Origin of the sequence: Pseudoalteromonas rubra (assembly GCF_005886805.2) — a bacterium.
Lineage (GTDB): Bacteria > Pseudomonadota > Gammaproteobacteria > Enterobacterales > Alteromonadaceae > Pseudoalteromonas > Pseudoalteromonas rubra_D.
Genome location: NZ_CP045429.1, coordinates 1,452,998 through 1,469,941 on the forward strand (window position 1 = coordinate 1,452,998; position 16,944 = coordinate 1,469,941).

At 47.4% G+C, this 16,944-nt stretch carries 16 protein-coding genes and 1 tRNA gene; 11 read left to right on the forward strand and 6 right to left on the reverse strand.

What is annotated here, in order from left to right; genetic code table 11:
* Window positions 1–9: 9 nt before the first annotated feature.
* Genes CWC22_RS06140 through CWC22_RS06150 form a run of 3 tightly spaced genes read right to left on the reverse strand, consistent with a single transcriptional unit; the run spans window position 10 to window position 2,746 of the window.
* Window positions 10–546 carry a hypothetical protein gene (locus tag CWC22_RS06140; RefSeq protein ID WP_138539353.1) on the reverse strand — a complete coding sequence of 179 codons (537 nt, stop codon included), beginning with the start codon at window positions 544–546 and terminating at the stop codon, window positions 10–12.
* Window positions 546–1,736, reverse strand: coding sequence for a peptidyl-prolyl cis-trans isomerase (locus CWC22_RS06145; protein ID WP_138539352.1), 1,191 nt, complete (start codon window positions 1,734–1,736; stop codon window positions 546–548). The genes CWC22_RS06140 and CWC22_RS06145 overlap by 1 nt, the downstream gene beginning before the upstream one ends.
* Window positions 1,736–2,746 carry a phospholipase gene (locus CWC22_RS06150; RefSeq protein WP_138539351.1) on the reverse strand — a complete coding sequence of 337 codons (1,011 nt, stop codon included), beginning with the start codon at window positions 2,744–2,746 and terminating at the stop codon, window positions 1,736–1,738. The genes CWC22_RS06145 and CWC22_RS06150 overlap by 1 nt, the downstream gene beginning before the upstream one ends.
* Window positions 2,747–2,928: 182 nt before the next feature.
* Here CWC22_RS06150 and CWC22_RS06155 point away from each other — a divergent pair, with 182 nt between their 5' ends.
* Both CWC22_RS06155 and CWC22_RS06160 read left to right on the forward strand, forming a co-directional pair.
* The gene (locus tag CWC22_RS06155; RefSeq protein ID WP_125562448.1) at window positions 2,929–3,771 is read left to right on the forward strand and encodes a MipA/OmpV family protein; all 843 of its coding nucleotides are present in this window, start codon (window positions 2,929–2,931) and stop codon (window positions 3,769–3,771) included.
* A complete protein-coding gene (locus CWC22_RS06160; RefSeq protein WP_138539350.1) occupies window positions 3,761–4,162 on the forward strand; it encodes a DUF3019 domain-containing protein in 402 nt (133 codons plus the stop codon). Before CWC22_RS06155 ends, CWC22_RS06160 begins: the two co-directional genes overlap by 11 nt.
* Window positions 4,163–4,210: 48 nt before the next feature.
* Here CWC22_RS06160 and CWC22_RS06165 read toward each other — a convergent pair whose 3' ends face one another.
* From CWC22_RS06165 to CWC22_RS06175, 3 genes are all read right to left on the reverse strand, one after another.
* Window positions 4,211–4,714: a hypothetical protein gene (locus CWC22_RS06165; RefSeq protein WP_125562452.1), complete on the reverse strand. Its 504-nt coding sequence runs from the start codon at window positions 4,712–4,714 to the stop codon at window positions 4,211–4,213.
* Window positions 4,715–4,794: 80 nt separating this feature from the next.
* Entirely contained in the window at window positions 4,795–5,271 is a 477-nt protein-coding gene (locus tag CWC22_RS06170; protein ID WP_125562454.1) for a globin, read from the reverse strand.
* Between the two features lie 273 nt (window positions 5,272–5,544).
* Window positions 5,545–6,324, reverse strand: a complete 780-nt coding sequence (locus tag CWC22_RS06175; protein WP_138539349.1) for a delta-class carbonic anhydrase — start codon at window positions 6,322–6,324, stop codon at window positions 5,545–5,547.
* Between the two features lie 336 nt (window positions 6,325–6,660).
* Between CWC22_RS06175 and CWC22_RS06180 the strand changes: the two genes are divergently transcribed.
* From CWC22_RS06180 to nlpI, 9 genes are all read left to right on the forward strand, one after another.
* Window positions 6,661–6,737 (forward strand) — tRNA-Met (locus tag CWC22_RS06180).
* A gap of 260 nt (window positions 6,738–6,997) precedes the next feature.
* Window positions 6,998–7,453, forward strand: a complete 456-nt coding sequence (gene rimP, locus CWC22_RS06185) for a ribosome maturation factor RimP (protein ID WP_010385057.1) — start codon at window positions 6,998–7,000, stop codon at window positions 7,451–7,453.
* A gap of 42 nt (window positions 7,454–7,495) precedes the next feature.
* Window positions 7,496–8,995, forward strand: coding sequence for a transcription termination factor NusA (nusA, locus tag CWC22_RS06190; protein ID WP_010385056.1), 1,500 nt, complete (start codon window positions 7,496–7,498; stop codon window positions 8,993–8,995).
* 29 nt (window positions 8,996–9,024) lie between these two features.
* Complete coding sequence (infB, locus tag CWC22_RS06195) at window positions 9,025–11,703, forward strand: translation initiation factor IF-2 (RefSeq protein ID WP_049865303.1); 2,679 nt, start codon at window positions 9,025–9,027, stop codon at window positions 11,701–11,703.
* Window positions 11,704–11,818: 115 nt separating this feature from the next.
* Window positions 11,819–12,229 carry a 30S ribosome-binding factor RbfA gene (gene rbfA, locus CWC22_RS06200; RefSeq protein WP_138539348.1) on the forward strand — a complete coding sequence of 137 codons (411 nt, stop codon included), beginning with the start codon at window positions 11,819–11,821 and terminating at the stop codon, window positions 12,227–12,229.
* Window positions 12,229–13,164, forward strand: coding sequence for a tRNA pseudouridine(55) synthase TruB (gene truB / locus CWC22_RS06205; protein ID WP_138539347.1), 936 nt, complete (start codon window positions 12,229–12,231; stop codon window positions 13,162–13,164). The genes rbfA and truB overlap by 1 nt, the downstream gene beginning before the upstream one ends.
* 105 nt (window positions 13,165–13,269) lie before the next feature.
* Window positions 13,270–13,539 carry a 30S ribosomal protein S15 gene (gene rpsO / locus CWC22_RS06210; RefSeq protein WP_010385052.1) on the forward strand — a complete coding sequence of 90 codons (270 nt, stop codon included), beginning with the start codon at window positions 13,270–13,272 and terminating at the stop codon, window positions 13,537–13,539.
* A 272-nt stretch (window positions 13,540–13,811) separates the two neighbouring features.
* Complete coding sequence (gene pnp / locus CWC22_RS06215; RefSeq protein WP_138539346.1) at window positions 13,812–15,926, forward strand: polyribonucleotide nucleotidyltransferase; 2,115 nt, start codon at window positions 13,812–13,814, stop codon at window positions 15,924–15,926.
* 111 nt (window positions 15,927–16,037) lie between these two features.
* Window positions 16,038–16,940 (forward strand): lipoprotein NlpI, encoded by a 903-nt coding sequence (gene nlpI / locus CWC22_RS06220; protein ID WP_125562464.1) that lies wholly within the window; start codon window positions 16,038–16,040, stop codon window positions 16,938–16,940.
* Window positions 16,941–16,944: the final 4 nt, after the last annotated feature.

Below are 16,944 nucleotides of genomic sequence, written 5' to 3' on the forward strand. Positions count from 1 at the left end.
AGTTCGTTGCTATTGCGCTAACTCACGGCGCAATTGTGCCTGCATTGCCCTTAATCCGCGTATTTTATCACGCGCTTCTTGCAATCGCTCAGGTGGCAATTGGTGTCTCACTCCTTTTTTGAGCAACGCCTCCAGTCGCGCTACCTTTTTATCAACAGCGGCAATATAGTCCTGCTTCATTTGTACAACCTGTGCAGATTGATGTGCCAGATAAGCCTGATGATCGGCCAGATCACCGTGGTAAGCTGGCGTAGGGGAGCTGGGAGATATAGGCGGAACATAGGGCTCGTTATCAATTACCTCGGGCAACGCGGAAACAGGCGGCACATCATCGGCGGCAATGTTGACAGGGGCTGGCTCGGCACTGATTGCTGGCAATGTAATATCTGTGGTCTTTTTGACAGGGGCCAAACGGTTTGTTTGCGAAGGAGGGGGGGTTGCCTGTTCGTGACTGAGCTGCAAAGGGGGCAGTGAGTACAGAGCCCAAAATGCGTAGCCCAGCCCCCCCAGGATCAAGACAAGCGCAACAGCCTGTGTCTGACGCATTAAAGTTTTACTCCGTGTTGTTGCTGCCATTGCTTAAACTTATTTTGGTAGGCGGTAATGGCATGTTCTGTGGTGAGAGACTCCAGTGCCTGATAGCGCACGGTCTCACTGTCTTCTGGGTAGTAGGCATATTGAGGTCGCTCAGTATAAACAATCGCCCAGCGTCCTGAAGGTGTACGTACCGGAGCGGTCACCTTACCAGGCTGACTACTAAAGGCCAGTTGTGCAAGCCAACGGTGCGTATGTTCTCGGGTAATGGTCGTCAAAGCAGCAGTGCCATCAGCGGCAAATTCATTTTCACGTTTGGCAGCCTTCAAAGCCGCTAATGGGCTTTTGCGCTGCGCCTGCTTGTAGAAAAGTTTTGCCTCATCCTGGCTGTTGAAGCGAAGAGCCAGCGCTGAAAGTTGATGCTTGTATTTGAAGTCATCACGGTGACGTTTGTAATAGCGCTGAATGTCAGTTGCAGAAATATTGGCTCTGATCTGCTCAAGATAGGCGCTACGTTCTCCATGCAGCTGTGCTTTGATCCCCATGAACGCCAGCATAGGTGGACGCAAAAGCTCTCCCTTTGCCAGAGTTTCCAGGCGCGTAAGTGTTAACCCTTGTGTTGCCAGCAAAGGTGCTGCAGCGTCTGTCAGCTCCGCATAATGGGCGCGCTCATTCAGCAGACGGGTGAGCAACTCAGTATCTCCTTGATGAAGACGAAAGCGATTTTGCATCGATTGGCTGGAAATGAGCTGGCTTAAAGTGATTCTGGGCATCTCAAGTAAGGTGATATTCGCCCAGTGTGTAAGTTGCTCCGTTTGATAGTGACCATCGGCTGGATAGGTGCCGAGTAGGTCAGATAACGCTGCTGTATCAAATGGCACTGTTGTCTGCTTTTTGGGAATAGATTTCAATGCCGGGAATTGGTGTGTGAGCAAGGTAACCATCAGGCGGCGGATATGGTAGTCGTTATCAAATCCAACGCTGGACTGTCGTACCAGAAGTTCGGGATTAAGCTGGCGTGCGGTTGCCAAAAGAAACTGGTTTTCGAGCAAGTGCTTGTTAAGCTTCGCGCTTGAAAGCGGACGGTCTTGCTGCTGATACAGAGACTGCATCAGAGCCAGTTCAGGTTTAGTAAGTTGGGTCAGTGATGCCCAACATGGCAGACTTAAACAGCCTGCCAGAAGTAATACAAGGTAATACATTAACGCGCTACCATCGCATGGTTCAGCATATGCACGACCATGGCAATTGCATGAGGGATAACCTGTCGTGCAGTTGTTACTCGATCATAGTGATCCTCTGAGTTCAGTACGATCCCACCTTGCGAATAGGAATAAGCACCGCCTTGCGTAAGCAGCGGCCGAATATCTTGATTGTTCGCGTCAGGTGCAGAAAAGCTATCCATAGCTTGTTTTACTAAGCTCAGATTATTGAGGTTTTCCTGGTCATAGTAGTCTTTCACCCAGGATTCCCAACCTGCATGGTTAAGGTCAGAGGTGGTCCAGGTATGATGGGGTTGCAACAGATCTGTGGTATGAAATACAAAACCTAGGATCTGTGGGTTACCATTTTGCAGGTAGTTTTGGTACCAGTACTGGCCAAGGTTATCGATAGGCTGGAATGGCATTTCTTCAAAGTCATCATACATGTTATAGGATGAGTGGCTGCCTATACGATAGTTCTTTTCGGTGATGCCATAGCTGTCATATTCGCTGTCGTCCGCACTGAACCAGCCCGTTTCACCGCCTTTGCCATCATCCAGGTAATCGCCTTTTAGCCAGGTGGCTGCCATATTGTCGATAGTGCCCCAAACCGTAAGTTTGTCATAATTATATCCACCAAAATCGTTACCATGGACATCAGCACCTTGAGTATGATTTTGGAAGTGCCAGTAACTGGTGTATTTGACAATACTTTTTGCAGCGCCCCATAGAGGAGCCTGTACACAGTCACCGGTAATGGCACCACAGAAGAAGGTATCTTCAAAGTCATCAACATCATAGGCAGCTTGTCCCATTACTTCGGCAAGCTGAGTCACACTCATACCGTGTGATTGAGCGTAGGCCTGAAGCTTAGCGAATTGAGTTGTTGAAGGGTTTTGCGCCATGTAATTAACTGCATCGATAACGATGCGCTTGTGTGTTTCCTGACTAAATGCCTGCACGCCATTGGCGGTCAGTGTCAGGGCAGAGAGTAATAATAGTTTTCTCATTGTAGTGTTATTCCATAGTTAGAATGTAAGCTCTATTCGAGCAACGGCAATTAAAGTGTGTTAAGGTTACGTTTTTATTAATTTTAGGTTAAATAAAATCTTATTGTCGCTGTCTTGTTGTACAGGTAGAGCTCAGGTATGATGGGGACTGAATTTAGGCACATATAAAAGCCACAATAACGATGAAAATTATAAAGTTACTTTCTGCTGTGCTGTTTTGCTTGTCACATCAGGCTTTTGCCGATGACCATTCAGGTGAGCCTGATGAAGATTTTCTTGAAGACAATGGACTAGAGTGGCAACTGAGTATCGGTGCTTTCTATGCTGATATGGTACTCCCTAAGTTGGTTGGCGCAGATAACTCTCCGGCGCCACCTACCTTGCGAGCTGACATAAAACTACAATATAAGAACTTTTATCTGGTTACTTACTCTGGAGACTTTTTTGGTGGCTCTGACATTGGGTACCAGTTGATTCAGAAAGACGAGTGGGGGCTGGATATCATCTATGGCAGCTATCAGCTGGCTTTCACAGAGACGGGGTACTTTGACACTAAAGATCCGGTCGTAAAAGAGTTGAAAGGGATCAGGGACAGGGATCCTGATCAATCACTTGGCATGGCCTATTATCGCTCTGTGGGTGAGTATTTGGCCGTGGCTGAACTGGTTTATGATGTATTTGGCGATACTAATGGCTGGGTGTTCCATCTTGAAGCGACGCGTAATTTCGAACTGCGTAATTGGGATTTATGGCTCAACTTTGGCGCAAACTATTACTCCAGTAATTTCAATAACTACTTCTATGGTGTGACAGAGGCTGAGCAGAACGATTACCTGACACCTTATGAGCCGGGAAGTGGGGCATCAGCCTTTGTTCAGGCTCAGCTAAGTTATCCGATTGCTGAGGACTGGGAGTTTAGTGCAGGTATGTCATTTTTGGTTGGCTCCAGTGAAGCTAAAGATAGCCCGCTGCTGGAATCGAATCACGCCAGAGTACTGTTTACTGGAGTGAAATATGTATTTTAGACTCGCTTCAGCTATGACTATCGGCGTGCTGTATATGGCTTCAACCGCGCAAGCCGCGACACCAGACGATAGGAAAGGGATATTACAAGCCGCACCAAACAAGTGTGTTGCGCTACATAAAGGAAGAACTTGCTACACTGATGTGACATTTTCAATCTCTGCACCGCAAGTAGGTGACTATTGCATTAGAGACAGTAACTCAAAGAAGATTTTGCAGTGCTGGGCTAATGTGAGCCATTTTGAATACATGCTGGCGTTTGGCTCTGCGGAAAGTGTCAGTTACGAGTTAATTTCTAAAACCAAGCGTGACGTATTGGCTGTAACCACCATAAATGTTAATTGGGTTCATAAAGTACGCAACAAGAAGCGTCGCTGGCAGCGTTTGTTTTAAGCCTCACAATGTGGCAGGCTAGCCGAAGCTAGCCTGCAGTTATCTGTTTTATTGGCACTGTTCGACTAAATTTCTTAGATGCGTGCCTATATCCTCACTTTTATTCTGACCTTGCTCAAGTAGCGTTTCTACTTGTTGTTGTAATTCACTCAGCTCATAATTTGCCAGCAGCGTTTTCAGGTAAGACATGGTGTCTGCGCCAGCTTGCAGTAAGCTTGGCAAACTTTCCATAGAGAGCTCCTGATCGGCCAGGCCAGTGATGGTATCCATTAAATCGGCCAGGTTGGCACTGTCCTGAAGTGCGCCTTCAACTTCAATCATGGCGCCCATAGGATCGCTATTCAGTTGCTTAGCGACACAGCTTGCCAGCGTCCCCGCTTCGGCTGACTGGCTCATTGCTGCCAGACCATGTGCGCGGATATCTTCAATTACCTGCTCCAACTCCTGATTATTTGCCAGGTATTGCTGTTCGATCTTAGCCTTAGAGTCACCAAGAAAATCACAGCCAGACAGTGTAACTAAGCCGATACCGAAAATTAAAAAACGCTTCATATAAGTATCCAAAATCAATCCAATTGACCTCAGTTTACTGCCTTACCAGGCGGTTGTCATTATTGCTGTTTAGCCTGATGCTAGGGACGTAAACGGGCTCTGGCCTGATTGCGATAATGTGCCAGCTCGACGACATTTGAAATGCCAAAGAGCTCTGATTTGATGATGTTGGCAAACACGTGGAGTGCCCGTTTCCATGCATTGCGCACGGCCAGCGTAAATTGTGCGCCTAAATGGAGTTTGAGAACTTCCAGTAAACTATTGCAGAAGGTCGTGATGTCGTTTACCGAGGGGGCAAGTGCAGCTATCAAAATACTTTGTTGGCGCAAAAAGCGAGTTAATTCTTGTTGCCTGGGTAAGTGAACTAGGCATTGTTGCATAAAGTCATTTAACCGATACTCAAGCGACAGCATATGCCGCTCTGACTCGGGCAAAGCCATTGTAACCCGATGCTGTTTTAGTTTGTTATAAAAGCTGACACAGAAGCAATGAAAATTGGGTTTCAGCGTCGTAAAAGACTGGTTTAATAGCTGGTACTGATAAGGTGAAATACTCATAATCGCTCCACATACGATTAGAGCGAGTCCATTTGCTCAAGCAATTGTGCAGACCCAACGACTTGGCCCGTCAAGACAGGTCATCAAGCTCTACAGTAACTTGGGTAAAAGTTGTTATGGGGCACGCTGAAAAAGTGATCAGCCGTACACCAGCTTTATCAGTATAGGTAGACATTATTCTGTAGCGCAAACTTTATCCTGAATATTGCACTATCAAAGAGACAGAAAAGCTACCAGTCGAGCACGATTGCATGACTGGTAGCCTGTTTTGATTTATTTAATCGGTGCGAGTAGTTTCGGATCGGTGACTAGTTGTCTGACACCATGGGCGTGATCTTCTTCGAATACGTTGTCTTCACACCACTGTGCCAGGCTATTGATATCAACTTTCGCACAAGCAGGTCTGACACTCCAGGTGACCTGAAGCGGTGAACATTGCTTATCGTTGTAGCTCGGCCCGGTTGTTGAGCCCAGGAACTCTACCGGTTTGCCTGTGGTTTGTGGGATATATTTCGCCTGATGATATCCATCGACTACGTTACCGTCATAGCTTAAATCATTAAAATCTAGCGCATCTTCATCGTTTACGACGAGGAAAACCTGAGTCTCAACGCGCAGGTCCGGGTTGGCACATTCATTACTTAAACAAGAGCCTAAGCCTTTACCAGGCGCAACGTCACACGAACTGTGTACCCAATGTACTTCTATGGTGTCACCTGGTTTTACGTTTTTACAGACTTTGCCTTTTGGTGCTCGTAATTCAGCCTCTGTCAGTCTGCTGGTGGCGTTACACTGGTAGCCACCATATTTACCATTGCCGGCGAAAACAGAAAAGTCTTTTGCCTTATGCTCTGCGTTTTTATGAAAGTGGATATTACATAAGTTCATTTCACTGGCAGGCGGGGCGAGTGAAAATACGCGTTTGTTCTCCCCATGCAACTGGTCGATATCGCGTGGGGTTTGCGGACCAAACCCTTCGCAGCTATTCGCGAGGGTGTTAAAGGAAAGTAGTGTTAGCGCTGTCATCGAGACGCCTATAAATGCCTTTTTCATGACTGGTTCTCCATCATTTTATATTAACTCGATGGGCCGCCAGTATAGATGTTTAACTTTTAAGAACAAGCTAAATGGTAAAATATTGTGAATGAGTAGTTTTTTATAAGTTAATATCGATGTTTTTGTTCGCTATTCTCGATTGTTTTTATTGTAATGGTAAATTATTTTCGATCTTGTCTGTGGGAATGGTCGGTGTTTATTGACTTGTGGTGTGCAAGATGTTTTTACGCCATAGCATTAGGCATTTTGGTTAAAGGGCCTATCTAAGGTTGCGTATTAATACAACTCTCTCTATAATACACGCCAGTTGATGCAGCCTTGGCTGCACGTTGACGCGGGATGGAGCAGCCTGGTAGCTCGTCGGGCTCATAACCCGAAGGTCGTCGGTTCAAATCCGGCTCCCGCAACCAAGCTTAAGAAATGTTGTCGTTTCTTACAGTTCGCGCATTCCTTGTAATGCGCGTTTTGCGTTTAAGCATTCGCTTAATTTAGGCTGATACAGCCCGCAACCAAGCTCGGCCACTGGCCACACAGTTTGTTTTTGGTGTGACGCCCCGCTTGGTTCGGGGCGTTGTTGTATCTGGAGCTAAGCAACTCAGCCCAGCCCAGAAGCAAACAGCTGAATCATTAGGGCTTTTAGGCCCTTTTTTTGTTTGTATGGAGGTAATTTGTGACAAAACTCGAGCAAGAATTAACGACTATGTTAGAGCCGGCTGTTGAAGCCTGTGGCTTCGAGTTGCTCGGTCTGGAAGTGATGCAAGCCGGTCGTCATTCGACACTGCGCATCTACATCGATCATGAAAATGGTATCAATGTAGATAATTGTGCAGATGTGAGTCGTCAGGTCAGTGCCATTCTGGATGTCGAGGACCCCATTACAAATGAATATAACCTGGAAGTGTCTTCACCTGGTGTAGACAGACCATTATTCAAACAAGCTCATTATGAGCAGGCAGTGGGCGAAGAAGTACGTTTGCGTACTAAGCTTCCACAAGAAGGTCGCCGTAATTTCAAAGGCGACTTGGTTGCAGTTAATGGCGATATGATCACGCTAACCGTCGATGGCCAGGAGCATCACCTTATGCTCAGCAACATCGAGCGCGCGAACATGATCGCAAAATTTTAAAAGTTAGGTGCGAAGGAAAAAAGGGCAAGCGAGGCAATAACTATGGCAAAAGAAATATTATTGGTTGCAGAAGCTGTTTCCAATGAAAAAGCAGTCCCAAGAGAAAAGATTTTTGAAGCATTAGAGTTCGCACTAGCGACGGCCACCAAAAAGAAACATGATGGTGAGATCGAAGTACGCGTATCTATTGACCGTAAAACGGGTGAGTATGACACTTTCCGTCGTTGGATGGTGGTCAACCCACAAGAAGATGGCTCACTGGAAAATCCGTACGCAGAAATCACTTTTGAAGCAGCACAGGTTGAAGAGCCTGACATTCAGCTGGGTGATTTTGTTGAAGAACAGATCGAATCGATTCAGTTCGACCGCATCACGACACAGATGGCAAAGCAAGTTATCGTTCAAAAAGTACGTGAAGCTGAGCGTGCATTGATTGTTGATGCTTACAAAGATCAGGAAGGTGAGCTGGTAACAGGTGTGGTGAAGAAAGCGTCACGCGATACTGTGGTACTGGATCTGGGTAATAACGCAGAAGCCGTGATTTACCGCGAAGATATGCTACCGCGTGAAAGTTTCCGCCCGGGCGACCGTGTCCGTGGTTTGCTTTATGCTGTTAAACCAGAAGCGCGTGGCGCGCAGCTGTTTGTAACACGCTCCAAGCCTGAAATGCTTATGGAGCTGTTCCGTATCGAAGTGCCAGAAATCGGCGAAGAGATGATCGAGCTCAAAGGTGCTGCGCGTGATCCGGGATCGCGTGCTAAAATTGCGGTAAAATCAAATGACAAACGCATCGACCCTGTCGGCGCGTGTGTGGGCATGCGCGGTGCGCGTGTTCAGGCTGTATCTACCGAGTTAGGTGGCGAACGTGTTGATATCGTATTGTATGATGACAATCCGGCTCAATTCGTGATCAATGCCATGGCACCTGCAGAAGTGGCATCCATTGTTATGGATGAAGATACGCGTACGATGGAAATCGCAGTAGAAGCTGACAACCTGGCACAAGCGATTGGCCGTAACGGTCAGAACGTACGTCTTGCCAGCCAGCTGACTGGCTGGGAATTGAACGTGATGACAGTTGAAGACATGGAGCGCAAGAGCGCAGAAGAGTCTGACAAACTGATTAATCTGTTCACTGAAGCATTGGACATCGACGACGATTTCGCAACCTTGTTGATTAACGAAGGATTCTCAACACTTGAAGAAGTGGCCTACGTTCCTGTAGCTGAGTTCCTGGAAATTAATGGTTTGGACGAAGACACAGTTGAAGAACTGCGTAAGCGTGCAAAAGATGCGTTGACTACCAAAGCGTTACGCGACGAAGAAAGCCTTGAAGGGGCAGAACCAGCTGACGATTTATTAAATCTGGAAGGTTTGGATCGCCACCTGGCGTTTGTAATGGCCAGCAAAGGGGTAATCACACTGGAAGACCTGGCTGAGCAAGGCATTGACGAATTAGTCGAGATCACTGAATTATCTGAGCAACAAGCGGGTGACTTTATCATGGCCGCACGTAATATTTGCTGGTTTAGTGAGCAATAGTAGTTTATTAACGGGAGGTAACGCATAATATGGCAGAAGTGAGCATAGAGAAACTAGCCGAAAACATTGGTACAACTGTTGATAAATTACTCCAGCAGTTGGCAGATGCAGGGATCACCAAAGCCACTGGCGACCATGTTACTGAAAACGAGAAAGCACAATTGCTGGACCATTTAAGTAAACAGCATGGCGGTACCGGTTCTGATGGACCGGAGCGTATGACTTTGCAACGTAAGAGCAAGAGCACGTTAAGTGTGACTGGCTCTCATGGCAAAGCAAAATCCGTTCAGGTCGAGGTACGTAAGAAGCGCACTTACGTTAAAAAGAGCGCAATCGAGCAGCAAAAAGAGCAGGAAAGACTCGCTGCAGAGGAAGCTGCGCGCAAAGAAGCAGAGTTGAAGGCTCAGCAAGAAGCTGAGCAAAAGGCCAAAGAAGAAGCCGAGCGTAAGGCACAAGAGGAAGCCGAGCGTAAGGCAAAAGAGGAAGCTGAGCGCAAGGCTAAAGATGAGGCAAAACGTGCAGCGCAAGCTGAACGTCAAGCGAAAGAACAGCAGAGTGAAGAAGTGGATAGCGCCCAACAAGAGAAAGAGAAACTAGAAGCAGAGCGTCTGCGCAAAGAAGCAGAAGCAGCTGCCCTACAGAAAGCAGAAGAAGAAGCCAAGCGTAAAGCTGAAGAAGCAAAGCGTTTAGCCGAAGAGAATGAAGCCCGCTGGAAAGCTGAAGAAGAAGAGCGTGCACGTCGCGAAGCTTCTGCAGATCACCACCTTACGACGTCGACTTATGCGCGTGAAGCAGAAGACGAGTCAGATGCACAGGAAGAAAAAAGTGCGCGTCGTAAGAAGAAGAAAAAGCCAGCTGAAAAAGTGGCTCAGCCAGCGCGTGGTAAAGGTAAAAAAGGCAAGTTGAAGGCGCCTACCTCACTACAGCATGGTTTTAAGAAGCCGGTAAGTGAAGTGAAGCAGGAAGTTCGTATCAGTGAAACCATCACTGTTGCAGAACTAGCATCACGCATGGCGGTGAAAGGCGTTGAAGTCGTTAAGACCATGATGAAGATGGGTGAAATGGTTACTATTAACCAGGTCATCGATCAGGAAACCGCGCAGGTTGTGGCTGAAGAAATGGGCCACAAAGTTGTTCTGGTTAAAGAAAACGAGCTGGAAGAAAAAGTACTGAGCGAGCGTAACGAAAGTGAAGCGCTTGAGCAACGTGCACCAGTTGTTACCGTTATGGGTCACGTTGACCACGGTAAAACTTCAACACTGGATTACATCCGTAAAGCGAAGGTTGCAGCAGGCGAGGCCGGTGGTATTACCCAGCACATTGGTGCATACCACGTTGAAACTGAAGGCGGCATGATCACTTTCCTGGATACACCAGGACACGCAGCGTTTACGTCAATGCGTGCACGTGGTGCTAAAGCAACAGATATTGTTGTTTTGGTTGTTGCGGCGGACGATGGTGTAATGCCACAAACCAAAGAAGCGGTACAGCACGCGAAAGCAGCTGAAGTGCCTCTAATCATCGCTGTAAACAAGATGGATAAAGAAGGCATTGACCCGGATCGTGTTAAGAACGAACTGGCTCAGTTGGACGTTATTCCTGAAGAGTGGGGCGGTGACACGCAGTTTGTTCATATCTCTGCGAAAACCGGTCTGGGCATCGATGACCTACTGGAAGCTATCCTGATGCAGTCTGAATTGCTTGAGCTGAAAGCAGCACATAAAGGCATGGCATCAGGTGTGGTGATTGAATCTCGCCTTGATAAAGGTCGTGGTCCGGTTGCCACTGTACTGGTTCAGTCAGGTGAACTTAACCAGGGTGATATCGTACTGTGTGGTCTGGAATACGGCCGTGTTCGTGCAATGAAAGACGAAAACGGAAAAGACATCACGACTGCTGGCCCTTCAATTCCGGTTGAAATCCTGGGTATGTCGGGTGTACCTGCTGCGGGTGACGAAGCAACTGTTGTTAAAGACGAGCGTAAAGCACGTGAAGTTGCATTGTACCGTCAGGGTAAATTCCGTGATGTGAAACTGGCGCGTCAGCAAAAAGCGAAGCTTGAAAACATGTTTACCAACATGACTGAAGGCGACGTATCAGAAGTGAACGTGGTACTGAAAGCAGACGTACAGGGTTCAATCGAAGCCATCTCTGACTCTTTGGTTAAACTGTCTACAGACGAAGTTAAAGTGAAGATCGTTGGTAGCGGCGTAGGTGGTATCACTGAAACTGACGCAACCCTGGCTGCGGCTTCTAACGCAATTATTGTTGGCTTTAACGTACGTGCTGATGCATCTGCACGTAAAGTGATTGAAGCTGAGAACTTGGATCTGCGTTACTACAGCGTAATCTACGATCTGATCGAAGAAGTGAAGCAGGCAATGTCAGGTATGCTGGCACCTGAGTTCAAGCAAGAGATCATCGGTCTGGCTGAAGTACGTGACGTGTTTAAGTCGCCTAAGATTGGTTCGGTTGCGGGTTGTATGGTTACTGAAGGTGTGGTTAAACGTAGCGCACCTATCCGCGTACTGCGTGACAATGTTGTTATTTACGAAGGTGAACTTGAATCACTGCGCCGCTTTAAAGATGATGTGGCAGAAGTTCGTAACGGCATGGAGTGTGGTATCGGCGTTAAGAACTATAATGACGTTAAGGTCGGTGACCAAATCGAGGTATTCGAAACCGTTGAAGTACAACGTTCGTTGTAAGTCAGTCGGGGTTCAACCTTGAAATGGGGGCGTAAGCCCCCATTTGTGTTTGTGTTTCCTCTAGTGGGCGATTGTATGCATTGCCCGTTTTAATGATTAAATTGAAGTGGTGAAAATGAGAGAATTTTCTCGTACTGATCGTGTTGCACAACAGATCCAGAAAGAAATTGCCGTGATTTTGCAGCGCGAAATTAAAGATCCGCGTTTAGGTATGGTCACTGTATCGGCTGTAGAAGTATCGCGCGATCTGTCTTACGCCAAGGTGTTTATTACGGTTCTTGGCGGCGATGACGACAAAACCAAAGAAAACCTGTCGATTCTGAATGAAGCCACAGGCTATATCCGTTCTTTGCTTGGCAAACGGATCCGCGCGCGGATAATGCCTGAACTGCGTTTTGTTCTGGATAACTCCCTGATGGAAGGGATGCGTATCTCTAATCTGGTTGATGAAGTGATCCGCAAAGACAATGAAAAGCGTGGTGACGAAGAGCTGCCAGATACCAAAAGCGACGACGGAGAAGCCTAATGGCACGTCGTAGTAAAGGCCGTCCGATTGACGGGATCGTGCTGCTCAACAAGCCTCAGGGGATCTCCTCGAATAAAGCGCTGCAACAAGCCAAAGGCATTTATTTTGCGCAAAAAGCCGGCCACACGGGTGCATTGGACCCACTGGCAACGGGTATGCTGCCAATCTGTTTTGGTGAAGCCACTAAGTTTACTCAGTTTCTGCTGGATACTGATAAAACTTACGTGGTGCGTGCCAAATTGGGCGAGCGCACAACGACCTCTGACTCTGATGGTGAAGTGGTCGAAACACGCCCTGTGCAGATCACGCGAGCACAGCTGGAGCAAGATGTCGCCAGCTTCCTGGGGGAGTCTGATCAGTATCCGTCGATGTATTCCGCGCTTAAGTATCAGGGTCAGCCCCTGTACAAGTATGCCCGAGAAGGTATCGAAGTACCGCGTAAGTGCCGCAAGATCAATGTTTATTCAATTACGTTAGATGAGTATGACGATCAGGCACAAGAGATCCAGATGACAGTGCATGTTTCTAAAGGCACCTATATTCGTACCATAGTGGACGACCTGGGCGAGAAGCTGGGGTGTGGGGCGCATGTCATTATGCTGCATCGCTCTGAAGTGGGCCATTATCCGAGTGATAAAATGATCACGCTTGAAGAGCTTGAAGAAAAGCTTCAGCAGGCCAAAGCAGAAGATTTGCCGCCGTCGACTTACATCGATGCATTGTTACTCCCTATGGACACTGCACTGGTTGATTTGCCAGCGGTAGAGATAACGGCCGAGCAAGGTGTAGCATTCAGTCATGGTCAGACCGTGGTGGTTGGTGAGCTACCTGAGGGTGTATTGAAAGTGGTTGCTGATGGTCGTTTTGTCGGGATTGGTGAGCGCAATCAGCATGGGCACCTCAAGGCCAAGCGGGCGCTATCCAGCGCACAATAAAATTTTTTGTCAGCGGGGGTAATTGCTGGTACAATGCCGCCCGCTTTGTCGCTTTGGCTGAATTAGTGATCGGCTGAAGCATTACTTAAACAATTGGAGTTTATTATGTCACTAAGCAATCAAGAAAAAGCAGAAATCGTAGCAAAATTCGCACGCGCAGAAGGCGACACTGGTTCTCCTGAAGTTCAGGTTGCACTGTTAACTGCTGATATCAACAAGCTACAAGGTCACTTCGCTAACCACAAGCATGACTTCCACTCACGTCGTGGTCTGCTACGTAAAGTAAGCCAGCGTCGTAACCTGCTTGATTACCTAAAAGGTAAGAGCGTAGAGCGTTACTCTGCACTAATCAAAGAGCTTGGCCTACGTCGCTAAGAACTTGATTATTTGTCGGATTTTTATCCGATAAGAAAAAAGGGGCTAAATCGCCCCTTTTTTTGTGGGTATATACTCAGTATACTTATGCCCGAGCCGCCATTCTGGGGGTTCAGCGCCAAGTCTGCAGCCAATTGTAGTGCTTAAGCGGATCATCTAGCTCTGTTTGGTTTAATCTTTTTTATCAAATGGTTATTAGTCTCTTTAGTCCCCTTAAGACTGTAATTGGTCGTTGTTGGCGCTTATATGTTATTTTTGTAAGGAAGATATTTGTGCAAGCAATTATTAAAGAATTCCAACTGGGTCAACACACAGTAACCCTAGAAACTGGTGCCATTGCGCGTCAGGCTGATGGTGCCGTTTTGGCCAGCATTGGCGACACCTCTGTACTTGTAACGGTTGTAGGTAAGCGTGAAGCTGCACCTGGTCAGGACTTTTTCCCTCTGACAGTTAACTATCAGGAAAAAATGTATGCGGCAGGCCGTATCCCTGGTGGCTTCCTGAAGCGTGAAGGTCGTCCTTCAGACAATGAAACACTGATCGCGCGTCTGATTGACCGTCCAATCCGTCCTTTATTCCCTGACGGCTTTGTGAACGAAGTACAAGTTATCGCGACAGTGGTTTCTTCAAACCCTGAAATTCAACCAGACATGGTTGCTATGATTGGTACTTCTGCGGCGCTAGCAATTTCTGGCGTGCCGTTCAATGGTCCAATCGGCGCCGTACGTGTTGGTTTCACTGATGGTCAGTACGTACTGAACCCGTCAGTGACTGAACTTGAGCAAAGTAAACTTGACCTGGTAGTTGCGGGTACCGAAGGTGCTGTACTGATGGTTGAGTCAGAAGCTGAAATTCTGACTGAAGAAGAAATGCTGGGTGCGGTTGTGTATGGTCATGAGCAATCACAGGCTATCATCCAGGCTGTGAACGAGTTTGCTGAAGAAGCAGGCAAGCCGGCTTGGGACTGGGTTGCACCAGAGAAAAACGTTGAACTGTCTGACAAAATCGCAGCAATCGCTGAGCAAAAAGTGGGTGACGCTTACCGCATCACTGATAAAGTGGCACGTAAAGACGCACTAAGCGAAGCAAAAGCAGAAGTTGTCGAGAAGCTGACGGCTGAGCTGGCTGAAGACGAAGCGCTGGACGAGCAGGAAGTGTCTAAGCTGTTTAGCTCACTTGAAAAGAAAATCGTACGTGGCCGCATCATTGCTGGTGAGAAGCGTATTGATGGTCGTGAACCAGACATGGTTCGTGCGCTTGACGTGATGACGGGCGTATTGCCACGTACACACGGTTCTGCAATCTTCACGCGTGGTGAAACGCAGGCTTTGGTTACTGCTACCTTAGGTACAGAACGCGATTCACAAATGATGGACAACCTGATTGGCACGCAGAAGCATCACTTCATGCTGCACTACAACTTCCCTCCATTCTGTGTGGGTGAGACAGGTTTCATCGGTTCGCCTAAGCGTCGTGAGATTGGTCACGGTAACTTGGCTAAGCGCGGTGTACAAGCGGTTATGCCAACGCTTGAAGAATTCCCGTACTCTGTGCGTGTGGTTTCTGAGATCACTGAATCAAACGGTTCATCTTCAATGGCGTCTGTATGTGGTACGTCACTGGCTCTGATGGATGCGGGTGTACCAATCAAGTCATCTGTTGCGGGTATCGCGATGGGTTTGGTTAAAGAAGGCGAAGACTTTGTTGTTCTATCTGACATCCTGGGTGACGAAGACCACCTGGGTGACATGGACTTTAAAGTAGCGGGTAACAGCGCGGGTGTAACTGCACTTCAGATGGATATCAAGATTGAAGGTATCACAAAAGAAATCATGCAGATCGCACTGCGTCAGGCAAAAGCAGCACGTCTGCATATCCTGAGCGTGATGGACCAGGCAATCGCCAGCCCATCTCAGGACCTGTCTGAGTTCGCACCACGTATCTACACTATGAACATTCCACCGAAGAAAATTGCTGATGTAATCGGTAAAGGTGGCGCGGTGATCCGTCAGCTAACTGAAGAAACGGATACAACCATCGAAATCGAAGACGATGGTACCATTAAGATTGCTGCAACTAATGGTAACAGTGCTAAAGAAGCGATTGCTCGTATCGAAGCGCTTACCGCTGAGTTGGAAGTAGGTACTATCTACACAGGTAAAGTAAACCGTATCGTAGACTTTGGTGCATTCGTAAACGTACTGCCTGGTAAAGATGGCCTGGTACACATTTCACAGATCAGCAAAGAGCGCGTAAACAACGTAGCTGATCACCTGTCTGTTGGCCAGGAAGTGAAAGTAAAAGTACTAGAAGTAGACCGTCAGGGTCGTGTGCGTCTGAGCATTAAAGAAGCACTAGAGTCAGATGCGGCACCTGCTGCTGAGTAATATCTGACAAAGAAACAATGAGTTTCGATGAAAGGGGCTGAATGGCCCCTTTTTTTATGCTTTAATATTTGCTCGACAGTAATAGCGACAAGCGGATCAGAAATTCGCAACATGCCCAAAAGGGGAAATAGATTGAGACTGTTATTATTACCTTTGCTATGTCTGAGCTTACTCGGGTGTCAGTCAACTCAGCAAGCGGCGGATATGCCCAACGTGACGGTGCCTTTTGCCGTGCCATTGGCAGCTAATTTTCGCAATGAAATAGCCATCGCCAGATACAGCGAGTTGTTACAAAACAAAACGCTGGATAATGACCAACAGGCGCAGCTGTTTTATAACCGGGGTATGCTTTATGACAGCCTGGGATTAACCACGCTGGCACGTATCGACTTTAATCGCGCAGTCAAACTCAAACCAGATTTGGCAGAGGTATACAATTTTCTTGGTATACATCATACACTTCGACAAGAGTATGGCACCGCCTACGAGATGTTTGATGCGGTGCTTGAGCTTAATACAGATCATGAATATGCCTATTTAAATAGGGGTATAGCCTTATATTACGGGGAACGTCCAGCACTGGCAGTAAACGATTTTGAGGCTTTTCTGGCGCGTTCTCCTCAAGATCCGTACCGGCTCATGTGGCTTTATCTGGCAGAATCTAAAGTCGACCCGGTTGCTGCAAAAGCAGCTCTGAAGCAGCACAGCCAGGCCTTGAATAATGATGAATGGGCAACACAATTGGTACAGCTTTATTTGAATGAGCTGTCTCAGCAGGCCTTTCTCGCGCAAGTTGGAGATGGCGTTAAGTCGCAACAGGAGTTTGCAGAGCGCCTGTGTGAAGCCTACTTTTATCTGGCTAAGCGTTATCAGGCTGAGGGTAAAACGGGAAAAGCCATTGAATATTTTAAACTGGCCCTTGCAACTAATGTCTACGAATTTGTAGAACATAAATACGCCCGTCTTGAACTGCAAATTATCGCCGATGAAATGAACCGGGCGGATGTAGGCTGATCTG